This window comes from Actinomadura meyerae, assembly GCF_900188445.1.
GTDB classification, from domain to species: Bacteria; Actinomycetota; Actinomycetes; order Streptosporangiales; family Streptosporangiaceae; genus Spirillospora; species Spirillospora meyerae.
Map to the genome: position 1 here is coordinate 138,842 of NZ_FZOR01000006.1, position 17,044 is coordinate 155,885.

A 17,044-nucleotide genomic window follows, 5' to 3' on the forward strand; every position below is an offset into this window, starting at 1 on the left:
GGGCTAAGCCTCGCCGAGGCGGGCGGCGGCGACCTTCTTCGGGACGACCATCCGCCACGCCTCCATGACCAGTTCCCGCATCTCGGGCTCGTCGAGGGCGGCCGTCCAGCACTCCACCCAGTTGAACCGCATGTCGGATTCGCGGGGCAGGTGGAACTTCTCCGGCTCGGACGCCACCAGCGCGGCGCGCTCCTCCTTGGGGAACGCGAAACCCATCTCGGTCTCGTCCCGGGAGAAGGCGACGTAGACGATGGAGCCGACCCGGAACTTCACCCGGTCGCGGATGAGGTGCTCCGTCGTGCGGGGCAGGGTCATCGCGAGCGCCCGCACCTGCTCGACTGTGATCATCATGTCCTCCTGTGGCCCCGTTTCCCCCAGCAAAGCACCCGGCTCCGACGATCTTGTTAGATTTGCGTGCGTGAGGGGGCGGTCGTGAACGAACTGGTGCGCTGGCAGACCGAGCACGGGACGATCGTCGTGGAGAGCGACGACCGCGAGCCCGGCTTCCGGTCGGTCTCCCGGAGCGGCGAGATCTTCCACGACGCGGCCGGCCGGTTCGAGGACGCCTTCCACAACGTCCGGGAGGCGGCCCAGTCGGCGCTCGCGGCGCTGCGCGGCGGCGACCTGAACCCGGACGCGGTCGAGCTGGAGTTCGGCGTCAAGCTCAACGCGGCGGCAGGGGCCGTCATCGCGAAGACGTCCGTCGAGGGGCATCTCAAGGTCAAGATGACCTGGGGGCAGCCGAGCCCGCCGGCCGGTGGCGCGGCCGGGGAGGAGGCGTAGCCGGGTCGTGGACGACTGGCAGTGGCGCGCCTGGGTCGGCCACCCGTCCGGCGGCAAGCTCGGCGCGGCGTTCCTCATCACCGAGACCCGGCTGCTGACCTGCGCCCACACCGTCCACGGCCTGGACGAGGCGCGCGTCGGCTTCCCCGGCCTCCTGGAGGACCTGCCCGCCGCGGTCGTGCGGCGCGGCGCGTGGCGGCGCGAGGGCGACCCGGGTGACGTCGCCGTCCTGGAGCTGCGCCGGCCCGTGCCGTACGCGCCCGCCCGCCTGGCCGCCCCCGACGACCTGCACGAGCACTCCCTCACCGGCCGGACGTTCGCCGTCTGCGGGTTCCCGCGCCGCAAGGACGGGAACGAGCGGCACGCGCACGTCACGACGTCCCCGCACCGGGACATGCGGCGCGAGTGGTGGGAGCTGAAGACCGGGCCCGGCGACTGGCTGGAGGAGGGCTACAGCGGGTCGGCCGTGTACGACGCGGCGAGCGGCGAGGTCATCGGCATGGTGACCAACGCCGAGCTGCGCGACGGCGACCGCGCCGACCTCGGCTGGATGCTGCCCCTCCCGCACATCCGGACACACTGGGAGGAGCTGGACGACCTGCTGCCGCTCCGCTGGCTCACCCCGGACGCGCGCCGCGAGCTGCGGGAACTCCTCGACGGCGTCCGCTACACCGACCCGCTGGCCGCCGCCCTGGAGCGCGTCACCGGGCGCCCGGCGTCCGGCGGGTTCCGTTCGGCGTGGGGGTCGGTCCGGTACGTCGCCGAGGGCTGGCCGGAGGACCGGCTCGTCCGCTACCTCGCGGCGCTCGGCCCGCACCTGCCGGACGCGGCGCGCGCACGGCTCACCGCCTGGTCGGCGCGGCACCTGCCCGGCGCGGCGCCCGCCGCCGCCCCGCGCTCGGGGCCCGCGTCGGTGATCGTCCGGCTGGAGCGGGTCACGTTCGACAACGCCTTCGACGTGACCGTGCACACCTGGATCGACGGCGCCGAGGGGCCGCGCCGGCCGACCGAGCGCGTCCCGGAGAAGCGGGTGCGGGCGGTGGCCGAGGCGGGCGTGGCGGCGCTCGCGCCCGCGCTGTTCGGCCGCGACTGGATGATCGAGTTCGCGGTGCCGGAGAGCTGGCTCGGCAAGCCGTTCGAGCAGTGGCACCTCGACCCGCGCAACCGCATCCCGATGCGCCGCTACCCGGTCGTCGTGCGGGACGTCGAGCGGATGCGGCCCGACTCGTTCCGCCGCGACCAGGCCCACCACCGCTGGCGGCTGCTGCACGAGCGGGGCCGCAGCGACCCGCGCCCCATCGCCTGCGACGCGCCCCGCAAGGGCAGCGACTTCCAGGACTGGCTGGAGGCCAACGTCGACTTCTGCGTGCTCGTCTACGGGTCGCGTCCGGTGAAGAGCTGGCTGACGGCCGCGCTCAACAACGGCATCCCCGTCATGCTGTGGACCCGCACGCCCTGCGACGCGGCGTCCCATCACGACTGCCGGGGGCACCGTGTCCTGGACGAGCTGACCGCCGCCGTCGGCGACCGGCATCCGGGCGAGCTGCCGCAGGTCGCGCTCGCCCTGCGCAAGGCCGCCCTCGTGGCACCGAAGGACGAGCCGCACTGCGGACGCGACCTGACCCTGCTGTGGGACGACCCGTCCCGCCTTCCCGACCCCCCGCTCGCCATGGAGGTATAGGTGTCCGACTGGCTGCTCTACACAGGGAGCCGTCGCACCCACGACGGCATCGACCGGCTCCCCGGCCCGCCGCCATGGCGCACGTTCGACGGCGAGCCCGTCCTGGACACCCCGCCCGGCGGTTCCGGCAACGACCACCAGGCCACCACCTACCGCCCATCGGACGACGCCGTACAGCAGGTCAACGCCGCGCTGTACCTGCGCAGGCCGCTGCTGGTGACGGGGCCGCCCGGCACGGGGAAGTCGACACTCGCCTACGCGGTGGCCCACGAACTCGGCCTCGGGCCCGTCCTGCACTGGCCCATCACCAGCCGCACCACGCTCCGTGACGGCCTCTACCAGTACGACCCCCTGACCCGCCTGTACGCGGCCGGGCGCGGCAACGCGCCCGCCGGTGGAGACGCGCCCGGCGACGACATCGGCCGCTACATCCGGCTCGGCCCGCTCGGCACCGCGCTGCTCCCCTACCGGCGGCCGCGCGTCCTGCTGGTGGACGAGATCGACAAGAGCGACATCGACCTGCCCAACGACCTCCTCACGATCTTCGAGAAGGGCGAGTACGAGCTGCCCGAGCTGACCCGGCGCGCCGACCCGTCCGCCGAGGTCATGGCCGCCGACGGGCCAGGCGCCCGAGTCACCGTCACCGGCGGGACCGTCCGCTGCAACGCCTTCCCGTTCGTCGTGCTGACCAGCAACGGCGAGCGCGAGTTCCCGCCCGCGTTCCTGCGCCGCTGCGTCACCGTCGAGCTGCGGCAGCCGACCGGGGAGGCGGAGCTGGCGGCGATCGTCCGGGAGCACCTCGGGCCGCTCGCCGACCGGAGCGAGGACCTCGTCCGCCGCTTCCTCGACCGGTCCGCGTCCGGGACGCTCGCCACCGACCAGCTGCTCAACGCCGTCTACCTGTGCCGGCACGCCGGCGCCGCCGACCGGCACGCCCTCGCCGACCGGATCATGCCGTACCTGACCGGGCCGATCGACGACGAGGCATGAACGGGGAGCCATGAACGGGGAGCCATGAACCGGGACGCATGAACGGGGACGCATGAACGGGGACGCATGAACGGGGACGCATGAACGGGGACGCATGAACGGGGACGCATGAACGGGGACGCATGAACGGGGACGCATGAACGGGGACGCATGAACGGGGACGCATGAACGGGGACGCATGAACGGGGACGCATGAACGGGGACGCATGAACGGGGACGCATGAACGGGGACGCATGAACGGGGACGCATGAACGGGGACGCATGAACGGGATCGACCGGCTCCGCGCGGCCCTCGCGGCGACCGGGCCGCCGCCGGACGCCCGCGAGCTGAGCGAGATGCTGTGGCTCGCCTGCCACATCACCCCCGTCGCCGAGGACGAGACCTCCCCCGCGCCGCCCCCGGCCCGCCCGCGGGCGGACCCCGAGGAGCCGGGGGAGGTCCCGGAGCCACCGCCCGCGGCCGTGCCTCCGGAGCCCGCGCCGGAACCGCTGACCGGCCTCCACCCGCGTCCCGGCCCCGGCGCGGAACCGGCCGGGTCGGCGGCGGAGGTGCTCGTCCCGACCGCGCCGATGCTGGCGGACGCCCTCGGCGTGCAGCGCGCGCTGCGACCGCTGAAGCGCCGCGTCCCGTCCCGGCACCGCCGCGAGCTGGAGGAGGAGGCGACCGCCGCGCGCATCGCCGACACCGGCCTGTGGGCGCCAGTACTCGTCCCGTCGTCGGAACGGTGGCTCACGCTCAGCCTCGTCGTCGACACCGGGCCGACCATGCGGCTCTGGCGGCCCCTCGCCCGCGAGCTGACCGAGACGCTGATCCGCCAGGGCGCCTTCCAGGACGTCCACGTCGCCTACCTGGACGCAACCGGCCGCATCGCCTCGGCCCCCGGCGCCCCGCCCCAGGACCCCGGCACCCTCCTGGACGCGTCGGGCCGCCACGCGGTGCTCGTCCTGAGCGACTGCTCGGGCCCGCACTGGTGGAGCGGGCAGGCCCCGCGCACCGTCCGCCGCTGGGCGCAGGCCGGGCCGACCGCGATCCTCCAGCCGCTCGCCGAGCGCCTGTGGCGCCGCACCGCCGCACCGGCCGTCCCCGGCCTCGCGGCCCTCCCCCGGCCCGGCGCCGCGAACACCGCCCTGCGCTTCACCCCGCACGACGGGGCGATGCCGCCGGGCGTGCCCGTCCCGGTGATGGAGGCGGCACCGCGCTGGTTCGCCGCGTGGGCCCGCCTGGTGTCCGGTTCCGGGCCGCAGCCCGCCGCCGTCGCCGCGCTGCCCGCCCGCCCGTCCGGCTCCGCGCCCGTCGGCCGCGAGCGCGAACTGCCGATCGGCGAGCGCGTCCGCCGATTCCTGGCCACGGCCTCCCCCGGCGCCGCCGAACTCGCCGCGCACGTCGCCGTGTCCGACCCGTCCCTGCCGGTGATGCGGCTCATCCAGCACCGCGTCCTCGGCGGCTCCGGGCCGGGCCAGCTCGCGGAGGTCCTGCTCAGCGGCCTGCTGCGCCCGGCGGGCGACGTCCGCTACGCGTTCGTGCCGGGCGCCCGCGAGGCCCTCCTCGACACCCTCCCGCGGCCCGAGGCCCTGCACACGCGGCGCGTCCTCGAAGCGGTCTCCGCCGAGATCGAGCGCCGCGCCGGGACCGCCGCCGAGACGTTCCGCGCCCTGCTGCCCGCCGACGGCGGCCCCGTCACCCTCACCGCCGACACCGACCATTTCGCGCTCGTCACCCCGGAGACCCGCACCCACCTCGCCCCCGGTTCCGCCCCGGCCCCCGATTCCAGCCCGGCCCCCGACTCCAACAGGGCTCCCGCGCCCGACCTGCTGGAACTCTTCGGCGCATCGCCCGACGAGCTGATCGACCGCCACTGGCACGGCCCGTCCCGCAAGACGCTCATCGGCGCGGCCGGCGACGGCGGCTGGTTCAGCCTGGACATCCTCAGCGGCCGCCCCGACCTCCCCCACGGCCTGGTCACCGGCCCCCCGGCGGACCGCGACGCGCTGCTGCGAGTGATCGTGGCCGGGCTCGTCCTCACCCACTCGCCCGAACTCGTGAACCTCGGGTTCGTCAACTTCTCGCGGTGGGACACCTTCGACCACCTGGCGGACCTCCCGCATCTCGCCCTGTCCACCTCGGAGTCGACTCCGTTGCCGGCGCTGCTCGACGGCCTCCCGCAGACCCTCGAAACCGAGCGGAGGCGCCGCGAAGCCGTCCTGCGGGAGGCCGGCGTCCGCACGTGGGACGCCTACCAGACGGAATTCGCGAGAGGGCGCCCGCTCCCCCCGCTGCCCGCGCTCGTCGTGATCGTCCAGGACGCCGACGACCTGTTCGGGCACGACCTCCCGGAGGCCATGGCGCGGCTCTGCGAGCTGGGCGCCGACCAGGGATTGCGCTTCGTCTTCTCCATGGCCCACGCCGACGCCGCCTTCTTCCCCTGGGCGGCGGACCTCGCGACCTGGCAGGCCGACATGGGGGAGCACAGGATGTCCATGAAGCTCCCGACGGGGAGCCACTTCCACCAGGATTTCCGGCCGGCCCGCCTTTCCTCCGACGACGCCGACTCCATCGTGGAGGCGGTGCGCCGGCGGGCCCCGCGAGTGGACAGGCTCCACCTCCCCGCCGACCCCGTAGCACCACCGCAACCCCCCGCGCCCGAGGCCCCGCCGCGCTTCGACGTCCTCCGCCTCAACGGCGGCGGCCCCAGCGGCATGTTCCACGAGACGTGGGCGCTCCCCGCGTCCGAGCCGCGGAGCCCCGGCATCGGATACGACGAGAGCGGTGACGTCGTCACCCTCTACCCGCTCGACATCTCGGCCGGAATCCCGCACGGCATGATCGTCGGCGACACCGAGGCACGGCGCCGCGTCATGCGCGCGATCACGTTCTCGCTCGCCGCGGCCTACTCACCGAGCGACCTCACGTTCGCCTTCGCGGGGCTGGGCGAGCATCCGCTCGGTGAGCCGCTCGACCTACCGCACGTCCGCTACTCCGACGAGGAACTGCTCGGATCGGCGGACCGCCTCCGGCGGTTCACCGGCTTCCTGTCGAACGAGATGGAGGCCCGCTCCGCCCGGGCCGTGGCCGATCCGCCGGGGCTCGTCGTCTTCGCCGACGTGTCGCTGACCTTCCCGGCCGGCAGACCCGAGGCGGCCGAGGCACTGCTCACCGTGGCGCAGAAGGGCGCGGCGCTCGGCGTCCAGCTCCTGGTCGGCTCCGCGACGGTCGAGGACACGACGATCTGGGACCGCTTCCTGCCCCTCCTCGGCTGGCGGGTCGCCGCGAGCGAGCAGCCGCCCGCGGTGCTCCAGCGCGTCCTCGGACGCGCGTCCCTGCCGTTCGCCGGCGAGCGGACGGCCTACCTCCGCGCGGGTAGCGGTGCACCGCGCCGCTTCAGCGTCGCCGACGAGCCGCCCGCGCCCGCCGTCGAGGACTTCGTCCGCCGGACGCGCGAACGCGCGGCGCTTCCCGCCACCGCGCGGACGCCCCTGGCCGATCCGGTGCCCCCGCTCGACGACTTCCCCCCGGACGGGCATCTGGTGTTCTGCGGCCGGTTCGGGGAGGAGATGCTGACGACGGCACGGTGGTACGGGAGCCGGCGCGCCTCCCAGGGCGCACTGCCGCACGGGAACGTGACCGCGACGTCCTGGCGCATGCTGGTGGGCCAGGACTCCGGCGAGCGCGACACCCCCGTCCCCCGGCTCTTCCGGGAGTCGGCGGGCGGGGTGCTGGTGGTGGAGGACGCGGGCGAACTCGTGACCGCCGAGGGCGGGCCGCTGGCCATGGCGGCGATCGAGGTGATCGCGAGGATGGCCGCGGACCGCGCGGACCCGCTGATCGTCCTGTGCGGGCCGGCCCCGGCCATGCGCGCCCTGCTCACCCTGCTGCCGCCCGGCACCGCCGACGGGTTCCGCATGGTCGCCCCGGCGGAGTGGGGCGGGGACGCGGGCTCCCTGCCGGAGCACCTGCCGCGCGGCGAGCTGGCGATGGCCTCGCACGGGCGCATCCCCATCGGCGTCGAGGACGGCACGCAGGCCCCGGCCGTCCTGGCCTTCCGGGAGCTGCCGCACTTCAGCGTGGTCGGCCCGCCCGGATCCGGGAAGACGAACGTGCTGTACCTCGTCTTCGACGCCCTCAGCACCGGCGGGGAGGAGCCGTACGTCATCGACCCGAGCGGCGGGCTGAACGACTTGGACTTCCGGCTGGGCGGCCCGCCCCGGGTCTCCACCGGCGAGTACGCCGCGACGACGTCGCAGGCGCGGTCACTGATCGGCGGGCTTCTCGGACGCCTGGAAAGGTCGCCCGCGGCGGAGTTCTACCTGCTCGTGGACGACCACGACCTGCTCGACCGCGGGTTGTTCCTGCCGCTCGGCCCGCACCTCGGCGAGGGGCGGCTCCACCTCGTCGTCGCCCGCACGGAGACCAGGTCGTCCGCCGGGACCGATTCGCTGCTCGACGAGCTGCACCCGGAGGTGTGCGCGGCCCTGCTGATGGGCGGGCCGTCGCCGGCCGAGCGCGTCCCCGGGCGCGGGGTCCTCACGCAGGGGTACGAGAGCCGGTTCGTCCAGGTCGCGTCCGTCCGCTGACGATATTGGACCGACCGATACATAACGTGTTAGCGTACGGGCATGGGGCGGCCGCGGAAGTTCGAGGAAGAGCGGGCCGTCCGGGCGGCCATGCTGGCCTTCTGGGCGGACGGCTACGAGGCGACCTCGACGCAGGAGCTGTGCGAGGCGACCGGCCTCGGGCGCAGCAGCATCTACAACACGTTCGCCAGCAAGCGGGACCTGTACGTCAAGGCGCTGACGCACTACATGCACCACCGGACGGGCCGCCTCGCCGAACTGATGGAGGACGAGTCCAGGCCCGTGCGGGAGAAGCTGCGGACCGTGCTGGACTGGGCCGTCGAACCGGACGCCGAAGACCCGTCCGGATGCCTGGTCGTGAACGCGACCGTCGAGCTCGGCCCGCATGACCCCGACATCGCCGAGCGGCTCGACCGGGACCGGCGGCGGCGCTTCGACCTGCTGAAGTCCGCCATCGAGCACGGTATCCGCGTCGGCGAGATCCCCCCGGACCGGGATCCGGCGGCGCTGACGAACTTCGTGACCGCGACGGTGAGCGGCATCCAGGTCGCCGCCCGCGGCGGCGCCGACCGGGCGACGCTGCGGAGCATCGCCGACACCGCGATGACCTCCATCTGAGACGAGGGCGGCCCCGGCCGCCCTTTTCCACGCCCCAATTTTGTACTGATCTATCCAATACTACGAGAGGGACAGCGATGCCACTGGCCGTGTACGTACTGGGGATGGCGATCTTCGCCCAGGGCACGTCGGAGCTGATGCTCGCGGGCCTGCTGCCGGAGATGGCCGCCGACCTCGGCGTGTCGGTGCCGGACGCGGGGCTGCTCATCTCCGCGTTCGCGATCGGGATGCTGGTCGGCGCCCCCGTCCTGGCGCTGCTGACGCTGCGGTGGCCGCACCGGCGGACGATGCTGGCGTTCCTCGCGGTGTTCGTCGTGACGCACGCCGTCAGCGCCCTGACCCCCGGCTACTGGGTGCTGTTCGCGATGCGGATCGTGGGCGCGTTCGTCTACGCCGGGTTCTGGGCGGTGGCCGCGGCCACGGCGGTCGCGCTCGTCCCGGAGGGCGCGCGGGGCAGGGCGATGGGGATCGTCGCGGGCGGGCTCACCGTGGCCGCGATCGTGGGCCTGCCCGCCGGGACGCTCATCGGCCAGCACCTCGGCTGGCGGGCCGCGTTCTGGGCGGTGGCGGCCATGTCGGCGGCCGCGATGGCGGGCGTCGCCGCGACGATCCCCGCCGGGCGGTCGGGCGGCCCGGCGCCGCGCGTCCGGGCGGAGCTGCGCGCGGTGGCCGTCCCCCGGCTGTGGCTGCTGTACGGGACGACCGCGCTGGCGACCAGCGGGCTCCTCGTCACGTTCGGCTACCTCGGCGCGCTGCTGACGGAGACGACGGGGATCGCGGAGGCGTGGGTGCCCGGCGTCCTCGCCCTCTACGGCGTCGGCGCGCTCATCGGGATCACCGCCGGCGGGCGGACGGCCGACACGCGGGCCGTCCCGACCCTGTACGCGGGGTTCGGGGGGCTCACGGTCGTGTCCGTGCTGCTCGCGCTGACGGCGCACTCGCCCGTTCCGGTCGTCGCGCTGGTGTTCCTGCTGGGGTTCGCCGGGTTCGCCACGAACCCCACGCTGAACACGCGGGCGTTCGGGATGGTGGACGGCGCCGCGACCCTGGTGGCCGCCGGGAACGTGGTCGCGTTCAACATCGGCATCACCGCGGGGCCGTGGCTCGGCGGGCTCGCGCTCGACGCCGGGATGGACTACCCGGCCACGGCGTGGATCGGGGCGGGCCTGGGAGCCGCCGCGCTCGGCGCGGTCGCGCTGGGCCGGGTCCGGCGGCGCCCGGTCGAGGACGCCGCGCGGACCCGGACGTCGGTCAACGCCTGACAGTGATCAGGCGCAGGAGCCGGCGCGGAAGCTCCACAGGGCGCGCCTGCCGGCGTACTCCGCGACCGTCCAGACGCGGTGCGCGCCGCGCTGGCAGGACAGGTCCTCGGGACCGTGGGAGGACGCGCGGCTCCGCACCCCGCTCCAGCCGGAAGCGGTGGAGCGGGCCGTAAGGAGCCGGCCGCGCTGGCGCGCGCCGCGGCTCTGCGAGAACCACCAGCGGCCGTTCGTCCTCACCGCCCCCTGGATCCGGTCGGCGGGGAGTTCGGCTCCGCCGGTGGGGCGGACGGGCCCGCCTCCGGCGAGCGCCTCCAGCCGCCAGGTCACCACCCGCCCGCGCTTCCAGTTCGGCAGGCAGTACTCGCCGCCCGCGAGGACGTGCGGCAGGTCGGTGCGGTCGATGGAGATCCACGACATGCGCGGCGGGCCGGAGCCCCGGCACTGGCGGCCGACCTTGCCGCGGGCCCACCGCCAGCTGCCCGACTGCGGGAGGACGTAGCGGAACCCGTGCCCGTAGTACTTGCCCTTGTACAGGCCGACCCGTCCCGAATGGCCGGTGGAGCCCTTCGCGCTCTTGCCCAGGTCGTAGATCCGGCGCATGTCGAACATCCGCAGCCCGTGGCGGGTGTCGGCCACGTACAGGGTGTCGCCGTACCAGGCGATCCCGCCGGCGTGGACGCCGACGTCGGTGAAGGTGGCGCGGCCGCCCCGCACCTCCGGTTCGACGAGCAGGACGTGCCGGTAGGTGCGCCGGTCGGGATCGACGACCGTGACCCTGACCTTGCCGCCGTTGTGCCAGGACACGATGACCGGCCTGCCGCCGCCCGGCGACCGTTCGCCCGCGAAGGCGTCCGACGCGGTCGTGACGCCCTGCGGGACCCATGCCCTGGTCGCGGTGTCGGCCCGGTCGAAGCAGTGCACGAGCGACCCGGCGGGCACGGCGGCCGGCCGGCCGCAGCCGCGGCCCAGCTTCTGCTGGCCGGACGAGCGGATCACTCCGTCGACGCCGCCGTGCCGCAGCACGCGGTCGAGCGCCCGCATCGGCGCCGCGTGAGAGGGGCCCCGGCGCAGCTCGAAGTCGCGGGGATCGAGCCCGGCCGGGGCCTTCGCGATGGTCGCCGTCACCGTGGCGGGACCCGCGGGAGCGGCGGCGGGTCCGGCGGCCGAGGCGATCGCCGGAACACCGGCCGCCACAGCCGCGAGGGCCGCACACCCCACTGCGGTCACCGTACGTTGCATGATCATCACGTTTCGTGACGTTGCCGCGTCCGGGTCGGGGTAAAAGCGGCCGCACCTTTCTTAATGGGCAATTTCTGTTTACACCGCCGGGGACGAGACGGCCCGGCCGCCGGGCACGGGACGGCCCCGCCGCCGGGCACGGGACGGCCCCGCCGCCGGGGCCGTCCCGCTCCGGATCAGCGCAGCGCGCAGGTCCCGGAGTCCGACTTCGACGGGTCGCTCTCCGAGGTCCCGGTCAACCGCAGCCGCGCGTGCCGGGACGCGCCGGGCCCGGGCTTCGCCCACACCTCGACGGCGGTCCGGCCGCCCGCGGGCGCGGTGGCCAGCTCGTTCGGCAGCCACGTCGTCCAGCCGTCACCGGTCACGCCCGCCTTCAGCCGGAACACGTCGGAGCCGTGGCGTCCTTCGCCGCCGCGGCCGGTGTTGCGGAGCGTCAGCGTGCACTTCATCCAGCCAGCGCCGGTCGGCCTGGCGGGCCCGGAGTCCACCTTCACGCCGCGCCGCTGCGGGCCGGCGCCGTCGAGCGAGCTGACCGCGACCGTGTAGGACAGGACGCCGCGCCGGTCGCGCTTCAGGTCCAGGACGTAGAAGTGCAGCCGGTTGGCCTCGTCCACGTACTCGTACTCGCTCCCGGAGTCGGCGCCCGCGTGGTACAGGGCGTCCGAGAGCTGCCGATAGTCGCCGATCGTCATCTTCACCGGGGTGCCGTCCGGGCGGACGAAGTCGACCTTGTCGATGTCCTGCGGGTTGGCGTCCTTGACCCAGATGAACGGGGCGTCGTCCTCGTCCTTCGTCTTCGCCAGCAGGACCCCGGAGTCGGGGGTGAAGGAGTCGGTGCCCAGCCGGTCGACGACCTCGAGGGTGTAGTTGTCGTAACCGCCTCCGTCGCACAGCGGGTCCGACGAGGTGTCGCAGGCGGGGCCCTTGTCGCCGCCGTCGCCGAGCTTCACGTTGATGCCCGAGAGACCGTTCCTGCCCGGGTCGACCGACCGGGCGGTCACCCGTGCGACGACCATGCCGGACGAGGCGAGCGCCTCCCTGCTGAGCTGCAGCACGTTGTCGGGGTTCACCATGCCGAGCTTCATCTTGTTGCGGAGCATGTGCTGCGCGCCCATCGAGCCGCCGCCCGTCGCCGGGATCGTCCAGCGGCTGTGCGGACCGCCCGGCCCGTTGAACGTGCCGCGGCTCAGCATGTCCCACGGGCCGCTGTAGGCGCGGCGCGGCGGGTCGCCGTACGGGTTGTTGTAGTTGTCGCCGATGCCGAGGATGTGGCTGAACTCGTGCGCGTAGACCGACATCCCGGAGCTCTCCGCCTGGGTGGAGGAGACGCCGAAGATGGCGTTCGGCCAGATCGTGGAGCCCGCCTGCCAGGACGTCCACGGGACGTACCGGGTCCGCACCCAGTTCGTCAGGGCGGGGTCGCCCGGCCCCCATTCGGGCGGGACGTCCTCCTTCGCGGTGAACTTCATCTCGCCGAACTCCTGCCAGGTGGACGACTCGTCCTGCCCGGCGCTGAGGAAGAACACGAAGTCGTACTTCTTCGCGGTCTCCTCGCCGACGTCGGCGACCCAGGCGGCGCGGGCGTCGGCCCGCAGGTCGCGGTTGCAGGTGTCGCCGGCGGGGCAGCCGGTGCCGCCCTGCATGCGGTCGTCGACGCCGTACTCGTGGTCCTTGGCCGGCATCCGGTAGGCGCCGAACCCGGTGAGGTCGACCCCGTACCGGCCGCCGGAGTCCTCCATCCAGTACTCGTGCAGGGTGTGGCCGTGGTTCAGGTCCTGCGGCTTGTTGAGCAGGTCCTGGTAGAACGTCGCGACCCGCTCGCGCGGGACGTCGCCGACCTTCACCGGGTTGCCGAAGATGGACGAGTTCTGCGGCCGCGTCACCTCGAACGGCTGGTTCGGGTAGTCGACGAGGACGATCGCGACGTTGAAGTTCTCCACCGACCCCTTGCGGGACGGATCCGCCCACGAGGTGCCGGGGATCTTCTTGTAGTCGTCCCAGGTCATCGTGTCGGGGAGCTCGTAGTTCTGCGGGTCGATCGGGCTCGGTGCTCCGGCCGCGAACGTGCGGGCGGACGGCTGCCCGCGCTGCCACGGCTGCGTCTGCGGCCAGTGCCGCATCTGCCAGGGGTTGGCGGTCTCCTCCGGGATCGGCGGCCCCGGCTCCGCCGCGGCCGGGACGGCGGCGAGGCCCGCGACCAGCAGCATCGCCGACGCGGGTACCAGCAGCATCTGTTTGACGCGCATGTCTCCCCTACCTCTGGTGTGTCGTCGAGTGCAGGAAAGACCCGCGCCGCCACGACCGGCTAGGGCCGAATTAGCCGATCTTGTGGCGAACGGCGTGTCATGTCGCGCGATGCGCGCAGGTCAGAGCGGGAGTTCGCGCTCGGCGACGACGATGCCGTCCTCGTCGCTGTAGAGCCAGTCGCCGGGGCGGAACTCCACGCCGCCGAACGACACCGGGACGTCCACCTCGCCGGCGCCGTCCTTGGCGCTCTTGCGCGGGTTCGAGCCGAGCGCCTTCGCGCCGAGGTCCAGCCCGCGCAGCGCGGCCACGTCCCGCACCGCGCCGTTGATCACGACGCCGGACCAGCCGTTCGCCACCGCCGCCGCCGCGATCATGTCGCCCATCAGCGCGGACGCCAGCGAGCCCGCCCCGTCCACGACCAGCACCCGGCCCTCGCCCGGCGTGTTCAGCAGCTTCTTCACCAGGCCGTTGTCGCGGTGGCAGCGCACGGTCGAGACCGGGCCGGCGAACGCCGTCCGGCCGCCGTACTGGCGGAACTGGGTCTCGCAGCTGCGCAGCTCGGCCCCGAAGTCGTCGATGAGGTCAGCGGTCGCGAAGTCCATGACGGCAGCCTACTGCCCGGTAACCGGACCGCCGGACGGCGCGTCGGTGGGCCGGCCGATCAGCCGGGACAGCACGATCGCCGTCTTGGTCGCGGTGATGTTGTCCTCCCGGCGCAGCCGCTCCAGGGCCTGCTCCAGATGCTGGATGTCGCGCGCCCGGACGTGCACGAGCGCGCTCGCGTCCCCGCTGATCGTGTACGCCGCGACGACCTCCGGGTGGCCGCGGACGCTGGCGTAGATCTCCTCCGGGGACGTCGCGCCGGTGCAGAAGATCTCGATGAACGCCTCGGTCGTCCAGCCGAGCGCGGCCGGGTCGACGACCGCCGCGAAGCCGTTGATGACGCCGTCCGCGCGCAGCCGGTCCACCCGCCGCTTCACCGCCGGGGCGGACAGCCCGACCTTGTCCCCGATCTGCGCGTACGAGGCGCGCCCGTCCTCCAGGAGCCGCGCAACGATTCGACGGTCCAGATCGTCAAGACGCAACAAATAACACCCCCGAAGTCGGTTTTCGTCATTGGTCGGCGGTCATTTCCGAACATACGCTGGGAAGTGGACCGGCGGCCACCCGGACCCCGCCCGGCCCTCCCCTCGGCACCGGACCACCCGTCCGGTGTCCAGCCATGCCCCGGCCCGACCGGCCGGGCCGAGCCGCGAAGGAGCGTCGTGACGCAAACCGACCAGCTGCGAGCGATGTCCGAGGACCACAGCGCGCACAACTACCACCCCCTGCCGATCGTGGTCGCCGAGGCCGACGGCGCCTGGCTGACCGATGTCGAGGGCCGCCGCTACCTCGACATGCTGGCCGCCTACTCCGCGGTCAACTTCGGGCACGGCAACCCCCGCCTCGCGGAGGCCGCCCGGCGGCAGCTCGACCGCGTCACGCTGGTCAGCCGCGCGTTCGACCACGACCAGTTCGGCCCGTTCGTCGCCGAGCTGGCCGAGCTGTGCGGCAAGGACATGGTGCTGCCGATGAACAGCGGCGCCGAGGCCGTCGAGACGGCGCTGAAGACCGCCCGCAAGTGGGGCTACGAGGTCAAGGGCGTCCCGGCCGGCGAGGCGAACATCATCACGTTCGAGGGCAACTTCCACGGCCGCACCACCACGATCATCAGCTTCTCCACCGACCCCGACGCCCGCGACTCCTACGGCCCCTACACCCCCGGCTTCCGGACCGTCCCGTACGGGGACGCCGAGGCGCTCAAGGCCGCGATGGACGAGCACACCGTCGGCGTGCTGATCGAGCCGATCCAGGGCGAGGCCGGCGTGAACGTCCCGCCGAGCGGGTTCCTGCGCGCGGTGCGGGAGCTGTGCACCGCGAACGGCACGCTGATGATCGCGGACGAGATCCAGTCCGGCCTCGGCCGCACCGGCACCACGTTCGCCGTCGAGCACGAGGGCGTCGTCCCGGACGTCTACATCCTCGGCAAGGCCCTCGGCGGCGGCATCATGCCGGTCTCCGCCGTCGTCGCCGACCGCGACGTGCTCGGCGTGTTCAAGCCGGGCCAGCACGGCTCGACGTTCGGCGGCAACCCGCTCGCCTGCGCGATCGGCCGCGAGGTCATCGCGATCCTGAAGACCGGCGAGTACCAGGAGCGCTCCCGCACGCTCGGCGCGCACCTGCACGACCGGCTCGGCCGGCTGCCCGGCGACCTCGTCCGCGAGGTGCGCGGGCGCGGGCTGTGGGCGGGCGTCGAGCTGAACGGCCCGGCCCGCCCGGTCAGCGAGCGGCTGATGGACCTCGGCGTCCTCGCCAAGGAGACCCACGAGACCACGCTCCGCCTCGCGCCGCCGCTGGTGATCGAGCGCGCCGACCTCGACTGGGCCCTCGACCAGCTCGAGATCGCCCTCAAGGGCTAGCGGCGCCGTACGCGGGCGCGGCTCCGCCCGCCCGCTCCCCCCGGCCCGAGACGCCGCCGGTCAACGGCGCCCGGCGGCGTCTCGCTTCGCTAATGCAAACCCGCGAGTCGTCAAAGAGTTTCCCCCGCCCGGCGGCGCGGCGCGGCGCGCGGCGCGCGTGGCGGCAGGGTGGTCCGCATGCTGTTGCGGAACACGAGCCGGCGCCGGGTCGCCATCGGCTGCGGCGGGCTCGCGGTGGGCGTCCTGCTCCTTCTCGCCGGAGGCCTCTACCTCCTGCAACGGGCCTACAACGGGGAGGTCAGGCGGGTCTCCGGGGCGCTGCCCACCGGGGCCGGGCGGCCGTCCTCCACCGGCCGCGGCGAGAACTGGCTGCTGATCGGCTCCGACCGGCGCGCGGACATCCCGTCGATGGGCGCTCGCGCCGACACGATCATGCTCGTGCACCTGTCCGGGCGCGGCGACCGGGTGTCGCTGATCTCGATCCCCCGGGACGGCTGGGTGCCGGTCCCCGGGCACGGCACCACGAAGATCAACGCGGCGTTCGCGCACGGCGGGCCGTCGCTGCTCGTCCGCACGGTGGAGCGGCTCAGCGGCGTCCGCGTCGACCACTACGCCTCGCTCGACTTCACCGGGTTCGTGAAGATGACCGACGCGCTCGGCGGCGTGGACGTCACCATCACCAAGGACACCTACGACCCGAAGCACGAGCGCCACTGGAAGGCGGGCGCGCAGCACCTGGACGGCACCGAGGCGCTCGACTTCGTCCGGCAGCGATGGAACCTCCCGGACGGCGACCTCGACCGCATCAAGCGGCAGCAGGCGTTCCTGCACGCGCTCGCCGGCAAGGCCCTCGACACCCGCAACCCGATCAAGATCGACCGGTTCATCCGGGCCGTGACCGGGTCGGTGACCGTGGACGACTCGGTCACCGCCGGGACGCTGCGCGGGCTCGCGCACCGGCTGCTCAGGTCGTCCCTGGTCGAGTACCTGACCGCGCCGGTCGACAGGCCCGCCGAGCGGGACGGCCAGAGTGTCGTACTCCTGGACGATGATGGCGTGCGGGCGCTGTTCACCGCCGTCCGCGACGACACCGTCGGCGACTACGTCGCCCGCAACGGCGCGGCCAACTCCGTGGACACCGTGCGCTGACCCCCGCCGACCTGGACGGACATGTCCGGCTCGCCGTCGAGGT

General features: G+C 73.8%; 13 protein-coding genes. 8 read left to right on the forward strand and 5 right to left on the reverse strand.

Features of this window, described 5'->3' with window-relative positions:
• Positions 1-3: 3 nt before the first annotated feature.
• The gene (locus CHF16_RS09090) at positions 4-351 is read right to left on the reverse strand and encodes an MmcQ/YjbR family DNA-binding protein (protein WP_245868302.1); all 348 of its coding nucleotides are present in this window, start codon (positions 349-351) and stop codon (positions 4-6) included.
• Between the two features lie 81 nt (positions 352-432).
• On the opposite strand from CHF16_RS09090, the gene CHF16_RS09095 reads away from it, so the two are divergent.
• The 6 genes from CHF16_RS09095 to CHF16_RS09120 all read left to right on the forward strand — a co-directional run bounded on the left by CHF16_RS09095 (position 433) and on the right by CHF16_RS09120 (position 9,907).
• Positions 433-783 (forward strand): CU044_2847 family protein, encoded by a 351-nt coding sequence (locus CHF16_RS09095; RefSeq protein ID WP_089325485.1) that lies wholly within the window; start codon positions 433-435, stop codon positions 781-783.
• Positions 784-790: 7 nt separating this feature from the next.
• Positions 791-2,464, forward strand: a complete 1,674-nt coding sequence (locus CHF16_RS09100) for a VMAP-C domain-containing protein (protein ID WP_179271448.1) — start codon at positions 791-793, stop codon at positions 2,462-2,464.
• On the forward strand, positions 2,465-3,454 hold the full coding sequence (locus tag CHF16_RS09105) for an AAA family ATPase (protein ID WP_089325487.1): 990 nt from the start codon (positions 2,465-2,467) through the stop codon (positions 3,452-3,454).
• A gap of 262 nt (positions 3,455-3,716) precedes the next feature.
• Positions 3,717-8,027, forward strand: coding sequence for an SAV_2336 N-terminal domain-related protein (locus tag CHF16_RS09110; protein ID WP_089325488.1), 4,311 nt, complete (start codon positions 3,717-3,719; stop codon positions 8,025-8,027).
• 42 nt (positions 8,028-8,069) lie between these two features.
• Complete coding sequence (locus CHF16_RS09115) at positions 8,070-8,645, forward strand: TetR/AcrR family transcriptional regulator (protein WP_089325489.1); 576 nt, start codon at positions 8,070-8,072, stop codon at positions 8,643-8,645.
• 77 nt (positions 8,646-8,722) lie between these two features.
• On the forward strand, positions 8,723-9,907 hold the full coding sequence (locus CHF16_RS09120) for a Cmx/CmrA family chloramphenicol efflux MFS transporter (protein ID WP_089325490.1): 1,185 nt from the start codon (positions 8,723-8,725) through the stop codon (positions 9,905-9,907).
• A gap of 6 nt (positions 9,908-9,913) precedes the next feature.
• Here CHF16_RS09120 and CHF16_RS40155 read toward each other — a convergent pair whose 3' ends face one another.
• The 4 genes from CHF16_RS40155 to CHF16_RS09140 form a co-directional block, all read right to left on the reverse strand.
• Positions 9,914-11,032 (reverse strand): hypothetical protein, encoded by a 1,119-nt coding sequence (locus CHF16_RS40155; RefSeq protein ID WP_179271449.1) that lies wholly within the window; start codon positions 11,030-11,032, stop codon positions 9,914-9,916.
• Positions 11,033-11,322: 290 nt separating this feature from the next.
• A complete protein-coding gene (locus tag CHF16_RS09130) occupies positions 11,323-13,392 on the reverse strand; it encodes a M6 family metalloprotease domain-containing protein (protein ID WP_245868303.1) in 2,070 nt (689 codons plus the stop codon).
• A gap of 120 nt (positions 13,393-13,512) precedes the next feature.
• On the reverse strand, positions 13,513-13,995 hold the full coding sequence (gene rraA, locus CHF16_RS09135) for a ribonuclease E activity regulator RraA (RefSeq protein ID WP_089325492.1): 483 nt from the start codon (positions 13,993-13,995) through the stop codon (positions 13,513-13,515).
• 9 nt (positions 13,996-14,004) lie between these two features.
• Positions 14,005-14,478 carry an Lrp/AsnC family transcriptional regulator gene (locus tag CHF16_RS09140; protein WP_089325493.1) on the reverse strand — a complete coding sequence of 158 codons (474 nt, stop codon included), beginning with the start codon at positions 14,476-14,478 and terminating at the stop codon, positions 14,005-14,007.
• 207 nt (positions 14,479-14,685) lie between these two features.
• Between CHF16_RS09140 and rocD the strand changes: the two genes are divergently transcribed.
• Complete coding sequence (gene rocD, locus CHF16_RS09145) at positions 14,686-15,852, forward strand: ornithine--oxo-acid transaminase (protein ID WP_089325494.1); 1,167 nt, start codon at positions 14,686-14,688, stop codon at positions 15,850-15,852.
• Positions 15,853-16,029: 177 nt separating this feature from the next.
• A complete protein-coding gene (locus CHF16_RS09150) occupies positions 16,030-17,001 on the forward strand; it encodes an LCP family protein (RefSeq protein ID WP_089325495.1) in 972 nt (323 codons plus the stop codon).
• The last annotated feature ends 43 nt before the right edge of the window (positions 17,002-17,044 follow it).